Consider the following 20,423-nt stretch of genomic DNA (forward strand, 5'->3'; position numbering starts at 1 on the left):
AATGTCAATGGGATTACAAGTTGCAATTGATGGGCCTGCTTCAGCGGGAAAAAGTACCGTTGCAAAACGAGTTGCCAAGAAGTTTGGTTATGTTTATTGTGACACGGGAGCAATGTACCGTGCAGTAACTTTAGCAGCGCTCCAACAGGGCCTTTCAATGACCGATACAGATAGGATTGCAGCATTAGCAAAACAAATTAAGATTACTTTTCAACCCGCAGAACCAGAACAACGGGTGTTCATTAATAGCCAAGAAGTAACGCGAGATATTCGGTTGCCTAAGGTGGCAAAAAATGTTTCGGCCGTTGCTGCGATTCCTGGTGTTCGTCAGGAAATGACTAATCAACAGCGAGAGATTGCCGCTAATGGTGGGATTGTAATGGATGGACGTGATATTGGAACCACTGTTCTGCCTAATGCCCCCGTTAAGATCTTTATGGTTGCAACTGCTTATGAACGGGCTCGACGACGTTATTTAGAAAACAGGCAAAAGGGAATTGCAACTAGTAGTTTAGAAGAGCTTCAAAAAGCAATTGAACTGCGTGACAAAAAGGATTCAACGCGGAAAGTTTCACCGTTAACTCAGGCGAGTGATGCGGTTCGATTAGATACCACCAATTTGACCATTGATGAGGTCGTTGAGCAAATTAGTCAAATAATTAAAAAAACTGAAAAACATTTAGCATAATTACTGGAAATATCACACTCTTTCTAGTAAAATGGTTTTTAGAGTTGATTGTCGCAAGGAGGATTTTTTTTAATGGCTGAAAACAACGAAAACAAAAACGATATGTTAGAAGCTCTTGATAGCATTGAAACTGTAAAAGTCGGTGATGTTGTTAAGGGTGAAGTATTGGCAATTGATGATGATCGCCAAGCTATCGTTGGTATTAAAGATGCAGGGGTTGAAGGTGTCGTCCCTGCTAAGGAATTATCAACCAAGCCAGTTGAAGACATCAATGATGCAGTTAAAGTCGGTGACGAACTTGACTTAGTAGTTATTTCCAAGATCGGTAACGATAAGGAGAATGGTAGCTACTTACTTTCACACCGTCGTCTTGAAGCTCGTAAAGTTTGGGATGACATCCAAAAGAAGTTCGATGCTGGTGAACACATTACAGCTAAGGTTACTCAAGCTGTTAAGGGTGGCTTAGTAGTTGATGCCGGAGTACGTGGCTTCGTCCCTGCTTCAATGATTACTGATCACTACGTAGAAGACTTGAACCAATTTAAGGGTCAAGAACTTGAATTTAAGATTATTGAAATCGAACCTAGTGAAAACCGTCTTATCCTTTCTCACAAGGAAATTGTTCAAGCTCAACACGAAGAGGCTGCTAAGGAAGTCTTTGCTAAGCTTCAACCAGGTGATGTTGTCGAAGGTAAGGTTGCACGGATGACTAACTTCGGTGCTTTCATTGACCTCGGTGGTGTTGATGGTTTAGTTCACGTTTCTGAAATTTCTTACGATCATGTTGACAAGCCTTCAGATGTATTGGAAGCAGGTCAAGATGTTAAGGTTAAGGTATTGAGTGTTGATCCTGATCGTGAACGGATTTCACTTTCAATCAAGCAAACATTACCTGGACCATGGGATGATATTGAAGAAAAGGCTCCAGAAGGTAGTGTCCTTACTGGTACTGTTAAACGGTTAACCAGCTTTGGTGCCTTTGTTGAAGTCTTCCCAGGTGTTGAAGGTTTGGTACACATTTCCCAAATCTCTCATAAGCACATCGCTACTCCAGCTGATGTTTTGAAGCCTGGTCAAGAAGTTAAGGTTAAGGTTCTGAATGTAGATCCAGAACGTCAACGTCTTGGTTTATCCATGAAGGCTCTCGAAGAACGTCCAAAGGATGAAGATAACAACAACGGTAACGAAAACCGTGGTCGTCGTCGTCCTCGTCGTAACAATAACCGTAACTTCATGAACAACGCCCCTGAAGAAGAAAGTGGCTTCTCTATGGGTGATTTAATTGGTGATCAATTAAAGGGCTTGAAGTAATTAGGAACCACAAATTAATTTAGAAAGGGGTATGACATTCTGTCATACTCTTTTTATTTCGTAAAAGAAAAGGAGGGTGCAAATAAATGGCAAATCCAGTTGTTGCAATTGTTGGTCGGCCCAATGTTGGAAAGTCGACCCTGTTTAATCGGATTGCGGGAGAACGGATTTCGATTGTCGAAGATACTCCTGGTGTTACTCGAGACCGAATTTATGCTCATGCTGAATGGCTCGGGAAGAATTTTAATTTAATCGATACTGGGGGAATTGAAATCTCAGACCAACCCTTGCTTACCCAGATTCGGCAGCAGGCTGAAGTTGCAATTGATGAAGCAGATGTTATTGTCCTTGTTGTTGACATTTTGAATGGTGTCACTGACGCAGATGAACAGGTTGCAAAACTTCTATATCGTTCAGATAAGCCAGTAATTTTGGCCGTTAATAAGGTTGACAATCCAGAACGACGAAGTGATATTTATGATTTCTACTCGTTGGGATTAGGGGAACCTTACGCTGTTTCTGGTGTTCATGGTGTTGGTGTTGGTGACCTTCTTGATGCTGTTATCATTAATTTCCCTGAGACAGCTGATAATGAAGATGATGGAACCATTCACTTTAGTTTAATTGGTCGACCAAATGTTGGTAAATCATCATTAGTTAATGCTCTTCTTGGAGAGAACCGTGTGATTGTATCAAATGTTGCGGGAACAACTAGGGATGCGATTAATACTCGTTTTACTGCAAAAGATGGTCGCGAATTTACGATGATTGATACGGCAGGTATTCGTAAAAAAGGTAAAATTTACGAAAATACTGAGCGCTATTCACTGATGCGGTCAATGCGGGCTATTGATGATAGCGATGTTGTTCTTGTTGTCCTAAATGCTGAAGAAGGCATTAGGGAGCTTGATAAGCATATTGCGGGATATGCCCATGAGGCTGGTTGTGGTGTCATTATTGTCGTTAATAAGTGGGATACGATTAAGAACAAGGATCATCGGACAATGACTGATTTTACGACCTTGATCCGTAATGAATTCCAATACTTGAGCTATGCACCAATTGTCTTTGTTTCAGCGAAAACAAAACAACGGTTAAACCAATTGCCAGGGCTGATTGAAGATGTTTATGATCACAGTCAACGGCGAATCCAGTCTTCAGTATTGAATGATGTCTTAATGGATGCTCTTGCTGCTAACCCGACACCAACCCAAAATGGTCGCCGGTTAAGGGTGTACTACGGAACTCAGGTAGCTATTCAGCCGCCAACATTTGTGATTTTCGTTAACGATCCAGAACTAATGCACTTCTCTTATCAGCGTTATTTGGAGAACCAAATCAGGAAGGCATTTGACTTTACCGGGACGCCGATTCATATTATTAAGCGAAAGCGGCAGTAAAATGTTCTGTTTAGTTGAAAATTTCCAAAAAAAGGGTGAAAAAGCTTCTAAACCGCTTGTCATCAAGGTTTCACTATGCTAATCTTAACAATGAAATTATACGAATTCTTCGTATGTTTCGTTAATTTTGGACCACTCAAAATTAACATTCATTCATTGATGTAATCAATTTTGGTTACGTTAAATGTTGGAGGTGAAATTCAATGGCTAACAAAGCGGAATTAGTAAGTAATGTTGCAACTGCAACTGGTTTAACTAAGAAGGATGCTACTGCTGCTGTTGATGCAGTATTTAGTTCAATCCAAGCATCATTAGCTAAGGGTGAAAAGGTTCAATTGATCGGTTTCGGTAACTTCGAAGTACGTCAACGTGCTGCTCGTAAGGGTCGTAACCCACAAACTGGTCAAGAAATCCAAATCCCTGCAAGCAAGGTACCAGCATTTAAGCCTGGTAAAGCTTTAAAGGATGCTGTTAAGTAATTTTAAATTACTTGATAATAATTGAGGACTGTGACTTATTGTCATGGCCCTTTTTTAATTCGATTAATAACCGTTTTGAAAATAACTATGCTAAGATAATTAATGTGATGGGGATAGTAGAGGAGGAAAATAATGACTTATTCTGAAAAAATGTTAGAACAGATCCAAGCTGGACAAGTGCCAGCTGCACAGCAATCCTTCACTGAAGCCCTGGCTAAGGACAGTGATGATATGGTCTTTAGTTTAGCAGAGGAACTATACGGAATGGGATTCTTGCACCAAGCGCGGCAGGCTTATCTTCATTTATTAGCTAAATACCCTAATGAAGATGAACTACGGGTTAATTTAGCGGAAATTGCGGTTAGTGAGGGCCATAATGATGAAGCTTTATCATATTTAGCCCAAGTACATCCTGATTCCGATGCGTATCTGCAGTCGTTACTCGTGGCAGCTGATTTATATCAGACCGAAAACGAGTATGAGGTTACTGAAGAGAAGTTGAAGGAAGCATATCGGATTGCTCCCGACGAGCCAGCAGTTCAATTTGCCCTTGGTGAATTCTACTTTATGACTAGTCGGTTTGATGAAGCTATTCAATATTATTTTGAGTTAATCCGAAACGGTTATACAGAATTTGCAAAGGTTAACATTGCCGGTCGCTTAGGGATTAGTTATGCCCAAAGTGGTCAATTTAAGCAGGCACTTGGTTACCTAAACCAGGTTAGTCCAGAGTACCGAACAAGTGATATTCGTTTTCAAACCGGCCTCACAGAATTAGAGTTAGGAAAAACAACTGATGCAATTAAGTCATTCAATGATTTAATCAAAGATGATTCGCAATATGCTTCTGTTTATCTTGAACTGGCAAAAGCATATGTTAAGGAAAATAAGTATCAGCAAGCCCTGAAAACTCTTCAAGAAGGGTTAGCTGTCGATCAGTACAACGCGCGCTTATATGCACAAGCGGCTGATGTAACCAGCCACTTAGGAAATAATAAGTTGATGGATGAGTATCTGAAGAAAGCCCATGAATTGGATCCTGACAACTTAACAATTACCTTGGAGTATAGTAACTTCCTTTTACATACGCATAATGACGAAGCTAACGTGAAACTTTTAGAGCCGTTGATTGAAGAAGACGAGGTCGATCCACAGATTTATTGGAACCTTGCTCGTTCATACCAACGACTTGAAAACCTCGCTCTTGCGGATAAGTACTATCGAGAGGCAGCTGTTTCATATAGCGAGAACCCAACCTTCCTTAAAGAATTAGTCAACTTCTACCGTGAGTCCGGCGATCCTGAACAAATGGTGGATGAACTAAAGCATTATCTTAAACTTGTTCCAACAGATGATGAGATGCAAGAGTTATTGGAACAGTACGAAGAAGATTATTAAAAGAGAAAACAATAAAGTCCCTTAACTTTCGATCCAAATGACAGAAATGCCAGTAGTCGAAATGCTAAGGGACTTTATTTATTATGGTTAACCAGTTGCTTTTGGTAGTACAGTAGCGAAGATGGATCCAACCGTAGCTTTTCCATTAATTGCGTAGCAGAAAGTTCTGGATGGTTGTTAAGCTCATAGAGAATATATGCCTGGTGCAGAAACTTTGGGGCTAAGCTAAAGCCCAAATAATCTTCGTCTTGACGCAGGTATTTATGGAGACCTGCATTAGATAATCCAGGGTTATCTGGTGAGAATCGTTGCTTAAGAAAAATCCGGGAAGAATGTTGGAGTTCCTGTAATGGTTTAACGAATAGATTAAAATGATCGATAAATTGCCTTTCGCTTTCGTTAGCTGGTTTTAATTTTTGCCAAACATTTTCAAATCCTGGAGCAAGAAATTCACTTACAGTGTACCCACGGCTAGAGAGAAAAATCGTTATACGAGTATAAAAGTGAATTTGATCATCCTGGAGAATTTCGGGAAGCTTTTCAAGCCACTTTGTTGTTAATCGTTTATTGTTGTTAGTCGCTCTTCCGTGGATTGTCAAGGTCGGGTAAATACCAATCAACTTGTGGGTAAAGAGGTAGCGAAAATAATGATTAAGGTGGGAAAGCGTCTTATTGTAGGTACTAAGAGTGATCTTTTCATCCTCTTTTAGGGCAACAAGGAACGCACGAACGTCGGCTTCAGTGAGATTGCTCAGCTTAGGATTAGCAGCAAATTCTGGACGGTTACCCATCAGAAAATTGAAGAAGTGGGTTAACGTTGCGTTATAGGTTTTAACGGTTAACGGCGCGAGGCCCTGTTGAGTTAAGAATAATTGAAAACGATCTTCATATGGATAATTCATTTTAGCACTCCTTAATAAGCAATAATTTACTTTAACCATAATTCTAAACCAAAAGCTTCAAAAAGAAAAGAAATTACAACAGTTCACAGGCCCTTGTCAGATTTGCTATAATCGAGGTTGACTATAAAATGAAGGACTTGATTAAATGATCATCAAACACTTGCCAGCAATTTTTGAACCTGCTCGGCCAGTACTGCAGAAAATTGAGAATGCTGGCTTTGAGGCATATTTTGTTGGGGGCTGTGTTCGTGATACGATTCTTGGTGACAAAATTCATGATATTGATATCGCAACGAGTGCCTACCCGAGTGAGATTAAAGCAATTTTTAACCGCACGGTTGATACCGGAATTGAGCACGGCACTGTGATGATCCTTGATCATGGTACGGGGTACGAAACGACAACCTTTAGAACCGAATCGGGATACCAAGATTTTCGTCGTCCTGATAAGGTGACTTTTGTTCGTTCATTGAGTGAGGATCTTAAGCGACGGGACTTTACAATTAACGCCTTAGCTTTAAAGGAAAATGGTGAAGTAATTGACCTATTTAATGGGCTAGAAGACTTACAGCGGCATTTAATTAAGGCTGTTGGTGATCCTAATGAACGTTTCTATGAGGACGCTCTACGAATGATGCGGGCGGTAAGATTTGCTTCTAAACTAAATTTTGTGATTGCTGCAAAGACCTTTGAAGGAATTAAGCAAAATGCTGCCTTATTAGATAAAATTGCGGTTGAGCGGATACGGGTAGAATTTGAGAAACTCTTACTAGGACAAAATCCAGTTGCTGGTCTTAGTGATTTTCTTCAAACAGGGCTTTATCAATATTGTCCTGGATTAGGTGGTCAGAAGGAAAAATTAAGCGGACTGCTGTTATTAAATAATTGGCACCTTAAAAATAATGAGCAGGCATGGGCTATGCTTGTAACCCAATTAGGACTTAATTTGCGAGAAACAGGGGAATTTCTTCGTCAATGGAAGACCTCTAACGAACTGATCACTAGTGTAAAGAAGATGCTTCCGGTGATTGCCGGGCTAAGAACTGGCGATTTGTCAGCGTTAACCTTATTTAAGGCTGGAGAAAAAGCTGCCCAGGATGCTAATCAGGTTACAAAATTGTATGGCTGGTCGCTTCCTGATGAGCAATTAAAGAAGCAATATGATTCATTGCCGATTAAAAGTAATAAAGAGTTGGCAGTTAATGGTGGAATCCTAATTAAAGATGCGGGAATTAAACCAGGACCATTGTTGGGTAAGATCCTTAATCAATTAACGATTCAAGTTGTTAATGGCAAACTAGCCAACGATAAACAAAGCTTAATTAATGAAGCACAAAAGATAAAGGGAGAGGGATAAAAAGAATGCAAACAATGCAAGCTGAGGGATTAACCAGTACATATGGTGAGAAAACTCTCTTTGATAATATTTCCTTTACAATTAACGAAAATGACCGAATTGGATTAATTGGTGTTAATGGAAGTGGTAAGACAAGTCTCCTTAATGTCATTAGTAAACAGACAAGTCCGGAAAAGGGAACGATTACTACGCCAAATGACTATACAATTGGTTATTTGCAACAGCAACCGGCACTTGATCCCACGAAAACGATTATGGATGCAATTTTTGCAGGTGATCAGCCAGTTTTTAAAACAATTCGTGAATATGAATTAGCGCTGGACCGGTTTAGCAACCATCCGGAAGATCCTCAAGCAATGGATCGGTACACAAAAATGCAGGCGAAAATGGATCAAGAGGATGCCTGGGAGGCCGACAGTCGGGTTAAGACAATTCTTACTCAGTTAAAGATCAAGAATGTCAGCCAGAAGATTAGTGAATTATCCGGTGGTCAGCAAAAACGGGTTGGCCTTGCACAAGTACTAATCGAGAATCCTGACCTTTTGTTATTGGATGAGCCGACAAACCACCTTGATCTTGATTCAGTGGTCTGGCTTCAGGAATTTCTTACTTCTTATAAGGGTGCTGTTCTTTTAGTAACTCACGATCGATACTTCCTTGATCAGGTTACTAATCATATCTGGGAGTTATCATTTGGACAGCTCTACCATTATGACGGTAATTACCAAGACTTTGTTCGACAAAAAGCTGAACGGGTAGAGTTAGCTAAGGATACCGAAAAAAAGAACCAACAATTATACAAGAAGGAATTAGCTTGGATGCGAACCGGGGCTAAAGCACGTTCAACGAAGCAAAAGGGACGGATTAATCGTTTCCACGAATTAGAGAACAAAGTTGGTAACCTTAAGACTGATGAAGATATTTCCATTAACCTGGGTTCACAACGACTCGGGAAAGACGTCATCAAATTTAAGGATGCTAACCTGACTCTTGGCGACCACCAAATTCTTCACAATTTTGACTGGTTGGTTCAAGCTGGTGATCGGATCGGGATTACTGGTGAAAATGGTGCCGGGAAGACGAGTCTCCTCAACGTGATTGCTCAACGCGTCCCATTAGATAGTGGTGTACTAAAGATCGGTGAAACGGTAAAACTAGGTTACTACACTCAGCAAACCGAGGGAATTGATGACAGTAAACGAATGATTAGTTTCTTGAGTGAGATTGCTGAAAATGTTACCGATAAGGATGGCAATAAGCTTAGCGTTACCCAACTTCTTGAACGCTTCTTGTTCCCACGTTTTATGCATGGTACATTAATTAGAAAACTTTCGGGTGGAGAAAAGCGTCGGTTATACCTATTGAAAATTCTGATGCAGCAGCCCAATGTTCTTTTGCTTGATGAACCAACAAATGACCTTGATATTGGAACGTTAACCGTTTTAGAGGATTATTTGGATAATTTTGCAGGGACGGTTATTACCGTTTCCCACGATCGCTACTTCTTGGATAAAGTTGCGGATGATTTGCTGATATTCCACGGTAACGGAGATATTCAACACTATACGGGTCGCTTTACGAATTATCTTGCTGATGCTAAGAAGAAGACAGAAGAACAGCAACAGCAAAAAAAGTCCATTAAGAAACAACAGCAAACCTCAGAAAAATCACCGGCTAAGGATAAGAAGAAAAAGACCAAGTTAACCTATGCTGAAAAGTTAGAGTGGGATCATATAGATGATGACCTTGATCAGCTTGATAGTAAAAGAAAATCGATTGAAGAACAAATGACCGAGCAATCTGCTAATTACCAAAAGTTAGCGGAATTGCAAAAAGAATTAGATCAGGTTAAAAAAGAAATTGATAAAAAAACAGCCCGTTGGGAATATTTAAGCAACTTTGTTGAATAATAACGGAGGCAAGCAATGGCAATAAACGAAAATGAACAACAATATTTGGATTTAGCGCAATACGTCTTGGATAACGGTCATACGAAAAGTGATCGTACTGGTACTGGGACACGCTCAATCTTTGGCTACCAAATGCGATTTAATCTGCAAAAGGGCTTTCCAATTTTAACAACCAAGAAGGTTCCATTTGGTTTAATTAAGAGTGAACTATTATGGTTCCTCCGTGGAGACACTAATATTCAATTCTTGTTAAAGCATAAAAACCATATTTGGGATGAATGGGCATTTAAGAAATGGGTTGAAAGTGATGAATACCAAGGCCCTGATATGACAGATTTTGGCCATCGATGGCTTCAAGATCCCGAATTTAAAAAGGTTTACCTGAAAGAAAAGCGCAACTTCTGTGAGCGAATTGTTAATGATGATGAATTTGCTAAAAAATATGGCGACTTAGGACTTGTGTACGGGAGTCAATGGCGTCATTGGAAGACAAGTAACGGACAAACAATTGACCAAATTGCTAACGTGATTCATCAAATTAAGACAACTCCAGATTCACGGCGGATGATTGTCTCAGCATGGAATCCTGAAGATGTTCCTTCGATGGCCTTGCCGCCTTGTCACACAATGTTCCAATTCTACGTAAACGATGGCAAGTTAAGCTGCCAGCTTTACCAGCGAAGTGCTGATATCTTTTTGGGAGTACCATTCAATATTGCCAGTTATGCGTTATTAACCCATATGATTGCCCACCAGTGTGGTTTGCAGGTAGGTGACTTTGTTCACACCCTAGGTGACGCTCATATCTACCTGAACCATCTTGATCAAGTTAAGACTCAGTTATCACGGACTCCTCATGAAGCACCTCAGTTGGTTTTGCCAGAGGAACCTAAGCCAATTGATCAATATCAGATGAGTGATATTAAGTTAGAAGGCTACACCCACGAGCCGGCAATTAAGGCTCCAGTAGCGGTTTAGGATGTTCAGGAGGAATAAAATGCGAGAAGTTAACTTTATTTGGGCTGAAGATTTAGACGGCTGGATCGGTAAAGATAATAAATTACCTTGGCACGTTCCCGCCGATTTGAAACATTTTCGCCAATTGACGGCTAATCACCCGGTTATCATGGGAAGAAAGACATATGAATCCATTGGTCGGCCATTACCTCATCGCCAAAATATTATCTTGACGCACCAAGTAATTGCCAATGAACAAGTTACCGTTGTTCATGACGTTGAAACATTAGATCAATTGATTGATGCTCTACCAGACGACCAGGTATATGTTATTGGTGGTGCACGAATTTTCTCTTTATTGATGCCATTAGTTAATAAGCTTGAACGAACAATTATTAATGGTCATTACGATGGTGACGTAAAAATGCCATCGATCGATTACGATCAATGGCATTTGATTCAACGGAATGAATCCAAAGAAGACGGTAAAATTAATTGTTGGTTTGAAACTTGGAAATTAAACGAACAGGAAGATTGAGAAGTACATTAAGGTAGTTCCCACTAGCACAAAGATGTGCCAGATAAGGTGGGTATATTGAGTTGGTTTACTGTAGATAAGTGCACCGACTGTAAATGTAAGGCCACCAGCAAGAAGTAAACCAAAACCGACCGGCCCCAGAGCATCCCAAAGTGGCCAAAAGGCAATAATGCATAGCCATCCCATGAGGACGTATAAAAGTGTTGACCAGTGACTCTTCTTCTTTAACCAAATACTTTTGTATATTACTCCAATGATGGCTAGTCCCCAAATAACCCCGAATAGGGTCCAACCTTGCCAGCCACGGATACTTACTAGGCAGTATGGGGTATATGTCCCCGCAATCAAAATGTAAATAAAGTCATGGTCAAAAATCTGGAATATTCGGCGTGCTTTTGTAAAGTAAAGTGAGTGGAAAAGAGTAGAGAATAGGTAAAACAATACTAAGGTACTCCCATAGATTGTGAAGGTAACTATTTTCATGGGATTACCTGTCTTTGCGGCATTGATAATTAATAGGACTAAGCCAGCAATTGCCAGGCCAAGACCGATTCCATGTGTAATTGCATTACCAATTTCGATAATTACTGAATGCTTCTTTTTAATACTTTTTTCCATTTTTCTACCCCTTTCGTATAATGTAGCGGTGAATTTTAGCGCTACTTTTGCTATACTTAGATAATAAATAATTAAGTTGACCATAGCAACTTTATATATCATAATAGTTTATGAAAACTTGTTATCTAGTTTTTAAGACTAGATTATTATAACATAACATTTTCTAGGAAGAGTGAATTTTCATGGGAAAGATTAAGATCGTTTGTGATTCTTCCGCAGGATTGACGGAAGAAGAGATCAAAAAATACGATATTACAGTTGTTCCGTTAACGGTAATGATTGACGGAACCGTATATGTAGAACGGGAAACAATTACCAATGACCAGTTCCCAGAATTAATGAAGAATGCTAAATCATTGCCTAAGACATCTCAGCCGCCGATTGGTAAGTTTGTTGATGCATTCAATAAACTAGGGGAAGATGGCAGTGAGGTTCTTTGTGTAAACATGATGGAATCAATTAGCGGAACGGTTCATGCTGCTGAGCAAGCTGCTGGGATGACAAAGACCAAAGTCACCGTTTACGATTCGCAAACGACTGATCGGGGAATGGCCTTTCAGATTATCGAAGCTGCAAAGGTGATTGAGAATGGTGGCTCTGTTGAGGACGCTATTAAACGTATGAAGTATATTTTTGATCATTCAAAAGTTTATTTGGCAATTGATAACTTAGATAACCTAGTTGCTGGTGGTCGAGTTAGTAAGTTTGCAGGTGCCTTGTCTAATTTGCTGAATATTAAGGTAATGCTTCAAATTGCTGATGGTCAAATTCATATTATTATGAAGGGACGGGGGAAGAAAGCCCTTCATAAGGAATGGGATCGAATCCTGAATGAAATGAAGAATGGCCCTAAGGTTGTGAGTGCTGGTATTTCCCACGTTGAAGGGGATAATGAGGTCGATCAACTTTTAACAAAAATTAAGGATTTTGAACCTAACCTTGATATTGTTGTCCGGGAAACGGTACCAATTATTGCTACCCATACCGGACTGGGTGCTTGCTGTTTACTTTATTATACTAAATAGACTAGAATTAAATATTCTTAAAGCGGTCATAGTCAATATGCCGCTTTTTTGGTAAAAGGTGAAAATTATAATGAGAAAAAATAAGAACTTATTCTGGTTAGCCTTGGTTACAGTCTTAATTGTGGTTGGTGGCTGGTATAGTTATCACCATTTCCTTGGTCCTGAAATAAGACAAGAACAGCGGGTCAAAAGGGTTGAAAAGCGACATGTTAAATTAGTTGCGTTGGGAGACTCGCTTACCTATGGCCAGGGGGATGAGAAAAAAGACGGTGGCTACGTGGGCATTATAAAGCAAAAGATCCAGAATAAATACAAGAAGACAACTGTATCAACTGCAAATTATGGTGTAAGTGGCGATCGATCTGACCAAATCCTTGCACGTTTAAACAAGCAAAAGGAGATCCAAAAGGACTTAAAAAATGCTGACGTAATTGTGATGACGGTCGGTGGAAATGATTTAATGCAAACGCTGGAAAAAGACATTATGATGCAATCGCAAAGTAAAATTCAGTCAAATATTGATCAAGCACAGGAAACGTATGAGAATAAATTAAATCAGCTATTCACTGCCGTAAGAAAAGAAAATAAGGATGCCCCGATTTTTGTGATGAGTATCTACAATCCGGTGTATACGTACTTCCCAGATGTTGAAGCAATTAATGATTCGATCAATCAATGGAACCGAGCAACCGACAATGTAACGAAAAAATATTCAAAAATGCATTTCGTTAGCATTTATAAGGTAATGTCATATGGCCAATACCAGACTAAAGAGCAACGGCAACAACTTATTCAGCAGGAAGAGAAGATTAATCATGGGAAGGTCAAGCAGTCACAGTTGCTGGCAATTATGGGAAATAAGAATCATAATTTGAATGAATATATTTCGACAGAAGACAACTTTCATCCTAACCATTTAGGGTATCAGCATATGTCAAATCAATTATTTAAGAGCATGGTTAAGTATGATAGTTGGGAATATGTGAGGGAATAACTAATGAATAGTAAAAAACAGGTTAATTGGTGGAAATGGGCGTTTATTACTTTAGTCTTGGTAATTGTCATTTCCGTGGGTGTAGTTTTGCATCGGGCAACTGCTCCAGCTCCTCAGGCTGAAATGGCACAGGAAACAAAAATAAATAATTCATCATTGGTAGTTGAATTAAACCGTAAGCAGGTAAATGCTCTTTCTGCAAACTACTTAGATAATTACCTAAAGGATAATAAAATTAAGTATAACTTTATGGTTGGTGAAAAGTACGCGACCCTAGTTGGTGATACGAAATTTCTTGGCACAAAAGTCCGGTTTGCGATTAACTTTATACCCGAACGGACAAGCCAGGGGAACGTCCTTTTACGTGCCAAAGGGTTGAGCGTTGGTCGGCTGAATATTCCAATTAAGTTCGTTATGGGGTATATTGCCAAAAACTATAATATTCCAAATTGGGTTTCCATCAATCCAAAGAAGAAGACTGTTTTACTAGATTTAAACCGTTATAGTAAAAAACGCCAATTAAAATACTCGGCACAAGAAATTAATATGCAGAACGGTCAATTTAAGTTCTTAATTACCGTTCCTGAAAAGTAGAGTTAATAAAATCTGAGGAGGAAATTGAATGGCAGTCCGTGAAAGTTTTTATCATTATCTAATGACCCAAAGAAAGCCAACCGATGCAAATGAAGTTGAACAATTTGCTAATAATGCCTTTTTTGATTCAGCATTCCCTAAACAATCAACAGATTTTGATGAAATCTCAAAATACTTGGAAGAAAATGCTGACTACTTACCGTCAATGACAATTTTTGATACTGCTTGGCAACAATACCGCGACGCAATGAACTAGGAGGAAAAGAAAATGGCTACAATTCAATGGTTCCCAGGACATATGGCGAAGGCCCTGCGTCAAATTCGCGAACAAATGCACCTTGTAGATATTGTTTTTGAATTAGTCGATGCACGGGTCCCTTATTCCTCACAGAACCCAGAAATAGCATTAGCGGCCGGTAAGAAGCCACGGCTGTTAATCATGACAAAGACTGACCTTGCTGATGAAAAACGGCTAAATGAATGGCTAGATTATTTTAAGGAGCATCATCAGCCGGTATTAGCGCTTGATTCACGTCAACAAAATGTTAGTAAAATCGTTACTGCAAAAAGTAAGGAAATCCTTCACGACAAGTTAGCTGAAGAAGTTGCAAAGGGATTGAAGAAACGACCAATCCGGGCAATGTGTGTTGGTGTTCCTAATGTTGGTAAATCGACGCTGCTAAACCACTTAGTGAAAAAGAATGTTGCCATAACTGGAAACCGACCGGGAGTTACAACTGGCCAGCAATGGTTGCGATCATCTGCTGAGCTAGAGCTGCTAGATACACCAGGTGTTCTTTGGCATAAGTTTGCCAGTCAAAAGCAAGGAACAATGTTAGCTCTATCAGGAGCAATTAAAGATAGTCTTTACGCTAAGGATGATGTGGCCCTATTTGCTCTTGACTATCTTCGTCATCACCAACCTGATGAACTAGTCAAACGATACCGATTAACCGATACGGATTTAGGTGAAGATGTTTCTAACCCAGAACTTTTGTTACGAATTACGGAAAAGATGGGATTCCGTGATGATTATGACCGAGCAAGTGAACGCCTAATTTTTGAGTTACGAAAGGGTAAATTGGGTCCAATTACAATGGAAGTCCCAGCCGATTTAAATGAGGATGGGATTAATGAGTAGTAGGACCGTAGCAGAAATCAAGCAGGAACTAAAAGAAATTCACGATCCCGATGCGCCATTATTAATCGAATTAGCTCAAGATCAACGAAAAGGTGTTCAAAATGCTCTTAAACAGTGGTATCGGCGGGAAGAGCGTTATCAGACAGCATTAACTGCCTTTCACCAGCGATTCAAGTATGAGCAATATTATTGGCAACAGGGGTGTCAGTATGTTGCCGGCATGGACGAAGTTGGTCGGGGACCATTAGCGGGGCCGGTAGTTACTTGTGTCGTAATTTTGGATCCAACGTTCGATCTGGTTGGGGTTACCGATTCAAAGCAATTAACGCGGCATGAAAGGGAAAACCTTTATTTACAGATTGTAAATGAAGCGGTAGAAGTGAGCATTGCAGTTAATGATGCTGCAAAAATAGACCGCCTAAATATTTATGCAGCTACTCAGGACGCGATGATGACGAGCGTTCGTCAATTGCACCATAAGCCTGATCATTTAATAGTTGATGCTGTGCCATTACCTGCACTTGAGATCCCACAAACGACACTTATCAAGGGTGATCAAAAATCAATTAGTGTGGCTGCTGCTAGTATCATTGCTAAGGAGTACCGGGATCACCTTATGCGGGACTATGATCGAATTTACCCAGGCTATGATTTTGCCGATAACATGGGATATGGAACTAAAAAACATTTAGCTGGGTTGCGTAAATTAGGGGCAACGCCTATTCATCGGCGCTCATTTAAACCGGTTCCGGAATATTTAAAATAATGCCAAATTAAAAATTCTCCGTACTGTATTGGTAGGGGGGATTTTTATGTTACAAGCTCAAGAATTTTTATTAAGATTAAGTCTTTGTCCAGGATTGAGTCCAATTTCACGGTGGCGGCTATGGAAAGTTGCTGAAAAGGCACGGGTATTTAATAATCTCAGTTTATTGATTGAGCGTTCAGGAATTAGTATTCGGGCACAGAACGCGCTGTTAACAAAGTGGGATAGTTTTGAATTGCAGGAGAAGGTTCAGTTAAATATGAAACAATCCTACATTACGGTCGTTGATAATGAATATCCACGACAGTTAAGTGAAATATTTTGCCCACCACTAGTATTATTTTATCGGGGAGATATTAGTCTTTTAGCGACGCAGAGTTTAGCGGTAGTTGGTGCTCGACAAATGACAAGTTATGGTGCTGCAACGCTGAAGGGAATCCTTCCAATGATTGTGAAGCGAGGGATTACAATTGTGAGTGGGTTAGCTGCCGGAGTTGATGGATTAAGTCATGAGATTACCTTGAAGAACCAGGGAAATACGATTGGTGTCGTTGGCTGTGGGTTAGATCAGGTGTATCCACGGAATCATCAACAGCTGCAGCAAGAAGTCGCCGAACGAGGGTTAATAATCTCAGAATACGGACTAGGTGAAGGACCACTGGCTTTTCATTTTCCAGAGCGGAACAGAATTATTGCTGGCTTAGCCGAAACGCTTTTGGTCGTTGAGGCAAAGAGACGCAGTGGTAGCCTTATTACAGCTGGAATAGCTTTAGAAGAGAACCGAAATGTTTGTGCTATTCCAGGGCGGATCGATGCTCCATTATCATTAGGTTGCAATCAACTAATCGCAGCTGGCGCAAAACCAATTACGGAAGCCAAGGATCTCTTGGATGAATTTCTTTTGAACAATTAATCCTTGCAATTTGACTCCTTTTTAATTAAAATCAACATTCGATTGGATAAAGTTTGACAGATACTATCTAAATGCATTAATAATAGTAGTGTCAGTAAGTAAGATATTTATAAAGTATAAAAATAAGGAGCCAATAGAATGGCAACTAGTACGAAAAAAAGAAAGTCGACGGGAAAACGAAAAGTAACCCGACGCGCAAAGCCAAGAAAAAAATTGGTAATAGTTGAATCGCCTTCAAAGGCAAAAACAATTGGAAAATATTTAGGCCGATCATATAAGGTCGTGGCAAGTTTGGGTCATGTTCGCGACTTACCTAAGAGTCGAATGGGGGTTGATATTGAAAATAATTATCAACCGGATTATATTTCGATTCGCGGTAAGGGGGATGTAATTAAAGAGTTACGTAAGGATGCGAAGAATGCGAAGGCAGTTTATCTGGCATCTGACCCCGATCGTGAGGGTGAAGCGATCGCATGGCATGTTTCAAACATTTTGAAGCTTGATGATTCAGAAAAGAATCGGGTAACCTTTAACGAAATCACAAAGGACGCGGTAAAGGAAGCCTTTAATGAACCTAGAACCATTAATATGGATCTAGTTGACGCCCAACAAGCACGGCGAGTTCTCGATCGTCTTGTGGGTTACTCCATTAGCCCAATTTTATGGAAAAAAGTTAAAAAGGGCTTGAGTGCAGGTCGGGTTCAATCAGTAGCACTTAACCTAATTATTCAACGGGAAAATGAAATTCGAAACTTCAAGCCTGAAGAATATTGGACAATTGATGCTGAGTTTAAGCATAACAAGGATCAGTTTAAAGCAACATTTTATGGTGAAAATGGTAAAAAGGTTGCTTTAAAGAATAATAATGATGTTCAAAAGATCCTTGGTAAACTGGATAAGAATAAAGATTTTGAAATAACAAAGGTAACCAAACGAGAGCGAAAGCGTCAACCACAGCCTCCATTTACAACTTCAACAATGCAACAGGATGCTAACCGGCGCCTGAATTTCCGTACCAGGAAGACAATGATGACAGCACAAATGTTGTATGAAGGAATTGACATTAAGCAGGGAGCTGCTGTTGGTTTGATTACCTACATGCGGACTGATTCTACGCGGATTGCGGCAATTGCTAAGCATGAGGCTTCTAAGTTCATTCATGAGGAATACGGTGGCGATTATGCAGCAATTAAGCCGATTAAGGGAAAGTTGCCCGAAGGAGCTCAGGATGCTCACGAAGCGATTCGGCCGACTTCAGTATTTAGGACTCCAGCAAAGATGAAGCCTTATTTAACTAATGATCAGTACAAACTTTATAGCCTGATTTGGTCTCGCTTTGTTGCTAGTCAGATGACACCTGAAATTATTGATACCATGAACGTTAACTTACGGCAAAATAATGTAGATTTCAGGGCATCCGGTTCAAAAGTTAAGTTTGCTGGATTCACTAAGATATATAAACGTGGTAAGGAACAGGATAACCTCCTTCCTGAATTAAAGGAAGGCGATGTTGCACAAATGATTAGCGATAATCCTGCTCAGCACTTTACACAACCACCTGCTCGTTATACTGAAGCTGCTTTAATCAAGACCCTTGAAGAGAATGGCGTTGGGCGTCCTTCTACTTATGCGCCAACACTAGATACGATTCAACGACGTTACTATGTACGGCTAGTCTCTCGGCACTTTGAGCCAACTGAACTAGGTGAAATCGTCAATACAATTATTGAGAAGCAATTCCCAGATATTGTGAATGCTAAGTTTACCGCTGATGTAGAAGGGAAGTTGGACGAGATTGAAGAGGGTAAGCAAAACTGGGTCCGAGTTGTTGATGGTTTCTACCAACCATTCTCAAAGGAAGTAAATGCCGCAGAAAGCGAAGTTGCTAAAATTGAGATGAAGGATGAACTTGCTGGAATGGACTGTGACATTTGTGGTGCCCCAATGGTAATTAAGATGGGGCGTTATGGTAAATTCTATGCTTGCTCTCGCTTCCCTAATTGTCGAAATACTAAAGCGATTGTTAAGGATACCGGAATCACTTGTCCAAAGTGTGGCCAAGGAACGGTTGTTGAGCGTAAGTCCAAGAAGAATCGCCTCTTTTATGGTTGTTCTCGTTACCCTGACTGTGACTTTGTTTCATGGGATAAGCCAATTGGCCGGAATTGCCCTAAGGATGGTCATTTCTTAGTCGAGAAAAAGATTAAGGGCGGTACTCAAGTTGTCTGTCCGAATGGTGACTATAAAGAGGAACCACAAAAATAGTAAAAACGTTTTCAATAGTTTTACTAAATTTTACTATTTTACTAATTTAAAAGAGCTCTCTAATTTGCTATGATGCGGTTAGAGAGCTTTTTACTAAGGAGAAATGGTACTATGATTAAGCTAGAAAATGATAAATTAACAGTTGAAATCGCTGAACTAGGGGCACAATTACATAGTATTCGACGGAATGATAACCAGATTGAATATCTATGGCAAGGCGATCCTGACTCATGGAAGCGTCAAGCACCAATCCTCTTTCCGTTTGTTGGGCGATTGAAAGATGATCAATATAAATTCGCTGGAAAAACATATCACCAAACTCAACACGGATTCGCGCGAGACAGGGAATTTAAGGTAGTTGATCAGAGTTCTTCAAGAGTGATTCTTGAACAAACGGATAGTGAAGACACGTTAAAGGTCTTTCCTTTTGCATTTCAATTGCAGGTAATTTATGAATTAGCTGGTGATCAGTTAAATGTTTGTTATTCGGTTACTAATCCAGATAAAGGGCACTCATTAATCTATGCTATTGGTGCTCATCCTGGCTTCAATATGCCATTAAGTAACCAGGGTACATTTGATCAGGTCCAACTAAACGTTTCTCCTGCTGAAAAGTATTCACGGATTGTTCTAAACGGTCCTTATAATGATTCACAAAATCCAGTTATGATTGATATGCAAAAACCTTTAACAATTAACCATGAATTATTTAAGAATGATGCGGTGATTTTTGAAACTGGCGGTGCTAAATTTACTGCTACGTTAACTGATCCAAGCAATAATCATGGAGTTCATGTACACACTCTAGGAACTCAGCATGTCGGTGTCTGGTCACCATATCCAGCTAAAGCTAATTTAGTTTGTGTTGAACCTTGGTGGGGAATTGCGGATAATGTTAATACAGACGGTGAGTTGCTCCACAAGCAGGGAATGCACCGGCTAGCCCCTCAAGACAATGATAAATACAATTTCAGTATTCAACCATTTTAGAAATAGAGTGTGAGCTGCAGTAAACGGTTCGACCATGTAACTGGTGAATACGATTAAATTATATTTAAAATAGTAAAGAAGCTGGGAATTAACTTTCTCGGAGGGACGGTTGACTAACCTAGAACGATGAATGATGATGAAATCATCAGAGTCGTTCGTAGTTAGGCTCGAGTCCCT

The 20,423-nt window shown here is 39.9% G+C and carries 20 protein-coding genes; 18 read left to right on the forward strand and 2 right to left on the reverse strand.

Features of this window, described 5'->3' with window-relative positions:
- The first annotated feature begins 1 nt into the window (after position 1).
- The 5 genes from cmk to LKJ51_RS03815 all read left to right on the forward strand — a co-directional run bounded on the left by cmk (position 2) and on the right by LKJ51_RS03815 (position 5,276).
- Positions 2-688, forward strand: a complete 687-nt coding sequence (gene cmk, locus LKJ51_RS03795; RefSeq protein ID WP_291980110.1) for a (d)CMP kinase — start codon at positions 2-4, stop codon at positions 686-688.
- 72 nt (positions 689-760) lie between these two features.
- Complete coding sequence (gene rpsA / locus LKJ51_RS03800; RefSeq protein WP_291980111.1) at positions 761-1,999, forward strand: 30S ribosomal protein S1; 1,239 nt, start codon at positions 761-763, stop codon at positions 1,997-1,999.
- Positions 2,000-2,085: 86 nt separating this feature from the next.
- Positions 2,086-3,399: a ribosome biogenesis GTPase Der gene (gene der, locus LKJ51_RS03805; RefSeq protein ID WP_291980112.1), complete on the forward strand. Its 1,314-nt coding sequence runs from the start codon at positions 2,086-2,088 to the stop codon at positions 3,397-3,399.
- A gap of 203 nt (positions 3,400-3,602) precedes the next feature.
- Positions 3,603-3,878, forward strand: coding sequence for an HU family DNA-binding protein (locus LKJ51_RS03810; RefSeq protein ID WP_003717019.1), 276 nt, complete (start codon positions 3,603-3,605; stop codon positions 3,876-3,878).
- Positions 3,879-4,010: 132 nt separating this feature from the next.
- Entirely contained in the window at positions 4,011-5,276 is a 1,266-nt protein-coding gene (locus LKJ51_RS03815; RefSeq protein WP_291980113.1) for a tetratricopeptide repeat protein, read from the forward strand.
- A gap of 74 nt (positions 5,277-5,350) precedes the next feature.
- Here the strand turns inward: LKJ51_RS03815 and LKJ51_RS03820 are convergent, their stop codons facing one another.
- Positions 5,351-6,178 (reverse strand): phage integrase N-terminal SAM-like domain-containing protein, encoded by an 828-nt coding sequence (locus tag LKJ51_RS03820; protein WP_291979065.1) that lies wholly within the window; start codon positions 6,176-6,178, stop codon positions 5,351-5,353.
- A 145-nt stretch (positions 6,179-6,323) separates the two neighbouring features.
- Here LKJ51_RS03820 and LKJ51_RS03825 point away from each other — a divergent pair, with 145 nt between their 5' ends.
- From LKJ51_RS03825 to LKJ51_RS03840, 4 genes are read left to right on the forward strand one after another with little or no spacing between them, the layout of a single operon-like run.
- Complete coding sequence (locus tag LKJ51_RS03825; protein ID WP_291979066.1) at positions 6,324-7,535, forward strand: CCA tRNA nucleotidyltransferase; 1,212 nt, start codon at positions 6,324-6,326, stop codon at positions 7,533-7,535.
- Between the two features lie 5 nt (positions 7,536-7,540).
- Positions 7,541-9,445, forward strand: a complete 1,905-nt coding sequence (locus LKJ51_RS03830; protein WP_291979068.1) for an ABC-F family ATP-binding cassette domain-containing protein — start codon at positions 7,541-7,543, stop codon at positions 9,443-9,445.
- A 15-nt stretch (positions 9,446-9,460) separates the two neighbouring features.
- Positions 9,461-10,423, forward strand: a complete 963-nt coding sequence (locus tag LKJ51_RS03835) for a thymidylate synthase (protein ID WP_291979070.1) — start codon at positions 9,461-9,463, stop codon at positions 10,421-10,423.
- Positions 10,424-10,442: 19 nt separating this feature from the next.
- Positions 10,443-10,940, forward strand: coding sequence for a dihydrofolate reductase (locus LKJ51_RS03840; RefSeq protein ID WP_291979071.1), 498 nt, complete (start codon positions 10,443-10,445; stop codon positions 10,938-10,940).
- Here LKJ51_RS03840 and trhA read toward each other — a convergent pair.
- On the reverse strand, positions 10,920-11,558 hold the full coding sequence (gene trhA, locus LKJ51_RS03845; protein WP_291979073.1) for a PAQR family membrane homeostasis protein TrhA: 639 nt from the start codon (positions 11,556-11,558) through the stop codon (positions 10,920-10,922). The genes LKJ51_RS03840 and trhA overlap by 21 nt on opposite strands.
- Positions 11,559-11,740: 182 nt before the next feature.
- On the opposite strand from trhA, the gene LKJ51_RS03850 reads away from it, so the two are divergent.
- The 9 genes from LKJ51_RS03850 to LKJ51_RS03890 all read left to right on the forward strand — a co-directional run bounded on the left by LKJ51_RS03850 (position 11,741) and on the right by LKJ51_RS03890 (position 20,246).
- Positions 11,741-12,583 (forward strand): DegV family protein, encoded by an 843-nt coding sequence (locus LKJ51_RS03850; RefSeq protein WP_291979075.1) that lies wholly within the window; start codon positions 11,741-11,743, stop codon positions 12,581-12,583.
- Positions 12,584-12,653: 70 nt separating this feature from the next.
- Complete coding sequence (locus tag LKJ51_RS03855; RefSeq protein WP_291979076.1) at positions 12,654-13,577, forward strand: SGNH/GDSL hydrolase family protein; 924 nt, start codon at positions 12,654-12,656, stop codon at positions 13,575-13,577.
- Positions 13,578-13,580: 3 nt separating this feature from the next.
- Positions 13,581-14,171 carry a YpmS family protein gene (locus LKJ51_RS03860; protein ID WP_291979077.1) on the forward strand — a complete coding sequence of 197 codons (591 nt, stop codon included), beginning with the start codon at positions 13,581-13,583 and terminating at the stop codon, positions 14,169-14,171.
- Between the two features lie 28 nt (positions 14,172-14,199).
- Positions 14,200-14,427 (forward strand): YozE family protein, encoded by a 228-nt coding sequence (locus LKJ51_RS03865; protein ID WP_291979078.1) that lies wholly within the window; start codon positions 14,200-14,202, stop codon positions 14,425-14,427.
- Between the two features lie 12 nt (positions 14,428-14,439).
- Entirely contained in the window at positions 14,440-15,312 is an 873-nt protein-coding gene (gene ylqF, locus LKJ51_RS03870; RefSeq protein ID WP_291979079.1) for a ribosome biogenesis GTPase YlqF, read from the forward strand.
- Positions 15,305-16,078 carry a ribonuclease HII gene (locus LKJ51_RS03875; protein WP_291979080.1) on the forward strand — a complete coding sequence of 258 codons (774 nt, stop codon included), beginning with the start codon at positions 15,305-15,307 and terminating at the stop codon, positions 16,076-16,078. Before ylqF ends, LKJ51_RS03875 begins: the two co-directional genes overlap by 8 nt.
- Positions 16,079-16,124: 46 nt before the next feature.
- A complete protein-coding gene (dprA, locus tag LKJ51_RS03880) occupies positions 16,125-16,991 on the forward strand; it encodes a DNA-processing protein DprA (protein WP_291979081.1) in 867 nt (288 codons plus the stop codon).
- A 138-nt stretch (positions 16,992-17,129) separates the two neighbouring features.
- A complete protein-coding gene (gene topA / locus LKJ51_RS03885) occupies positions 17,130-19,256 on the forward strand; it encodes a type I DNA topoisomerase (protein ID WP_291979082.1) in 2,127 nt (708 codons plus the stop codon).
- 111 nt (positions 19,257-19,367) lie between these two features.
- Positions 19,368-20,246 (forward strand): aldose 1-epimerase family protein, encoded by an 879-nt coding sequence (locus LKJ51_RS03890; RefSeq protein WP_291979083.1) that lies wholly within the window; start codon positions 19,368-19,370, stop codon positions 20,244-20,246.
- Positions 20,247-20,423: the final 177 nt, after the last annotated feature.

This window comes from Limosilactobacillus sp. (assembly GCF_022651205.1).
Taxonomy (GTDB): domain Bacteria; phylum Bacillota; class Bacilli; order Lactobacillales; family Lactobacillaceae; genus Limosilactobacillus.

Excerpts from the sequence above, each read along its gene's own strand:
- cmk (WP_291980110.1), top strand. The coding sequence starts at position 2 with ATGTCAATGGGATTACAAGTTGCAATTGATGGGCCTGCTTCAGCGGGA.
- rpsA (WP_291980111.1), top strand. The coding sequence starts at position 761 with ATGGCTGAAAACAACGAAAACAAAAACGATATGTTAGAAGCTCTTGAT.
- der (WP_291980112.1), top strand. The coding sequence starts at position 2,086 with ATGGCAAATCCAGTTGTTGCAATTGTTGGTCGGCCCAATGTTGGAAAG.
- LKJ51_RS03810 (WP_003717019.1), top strand. The coding sequence starts at position 3,603 with ATGGCTAACAAAGCGGAATTAGTAAGTAATGTTGCAACTGCAACTGGT.
- LKJ51_RS03815 (WP_291980113.1), top strand. The coding sequence starts at position 4,011 with ATGACTTATTCTGAAAAAATGTTAGAACAGATCCAAGCTGGACAAGTG.
- LKJ51_RS03820 (WP_291979065.1), bottom strand. The coding sequence starts at position 6,178 with ATGAATTATCCATATGAAGATCGTTTTCAATTATTCTTAACTCAACAG.
- LKJ51_RS03825 (WP_291979066.1), top strand. The coding sequence starts at position 6,324 with ATGATCATCAAACACTTGCCAGCAATTTTTGAACCTGCTCGGCCAGTA.
- LKJ51_RS03830 (WP_291979068.1), top strand. The coding sequence starts at position 7,541 with ATGCAAACAATGCAAGCTGAGGGATTAACCAGTACATATGGTGAGAAA.
- LKJ51_RS03835 (WP_291979070.1), top strand. The coding sequence starts at position 9,461 with ATGGCAATAAACGAAAATGAACAACAATATTTGGATTTAGCGCAATAC.
- LKJ51_RS03840 (WP_291979071.1), top strand. The coding sequence starts at position 10,443 with ATGCGAGAAGTTAACTTTATTTGGGCTGAAGATTTAGACGGCTGGATC.
- trhA (WP_291979073.1), bottom strand. The coding sequence starts at position 11,558 with ATGGAAAAAAGTATTAAAAAGAAGCATTCAGTAATTATCGAAATTGGT.
- LKJ51_RS03850 (WP_291979075.1), top strand. The coding sequence starts at position 11,741 with ATGGGAAAGATTAAGATCGTTTGTGATTCTTCCGCAGGATTGACGGAA.
- LKJ51_RS03855 (WP_291979076.1), top strand. The coding sequence starts at position 12,654 with ATGAGAAAAAATAAGAACTTATTCTGGTTAGCCTTGGTTACAGTCTTA.
- LKJ51_RS03860 (WP_291979077.1), top strand. The coding sequence starts at position 13,581 with ATGAATAGTAAAAAACAGGTTAATTGGTGGAAATGGGCGTTTATTACT.
- LKJ51_RS03865 (WP_291979078.1), top strand. The coding sequence starts at position 14,200 with ATGGCAGTCCGTGAAAGTTTTTATCATTATCTAATGACCCAAAGAAAG.
- ylqF (WP_291979079.1), top strand. The coding sequence starts at position 14,440 with ATGGCTACAATTCAATGGTTCCCAGGACATATGGCGAAGGCCCTGCGT.
- LKJ51_RS03875 (WP_291979080.1), top strand. The coding sequence starts at position 15,305 with ATGAGTAGTAGGACCGTAGCAGAAATCAAGCAGGAACTAAAAGAAATT.
- dprA (WP_291979081.1), top strand. The coding sequence starts at position 16,125 with ATGTTACAAGCTCAAGAATTTTTATTAAGATTAAGTCTTTGTCCAGGA.
- topA (WP_291979082.1), top strand. The coding sequence starts at position 17,130 with ATGGCAACTAGTACGAAAAAAAGAAAGTCGACGGGAAAACGAAAAGTA.
- LKJ51_RS03890 (WP_291979083.1), top strand. The coding sequence starts at position 19,368 with ATGATTAAGCTAGAAAATGATAAATTAACAGTTGAAATCGCTGAACTA.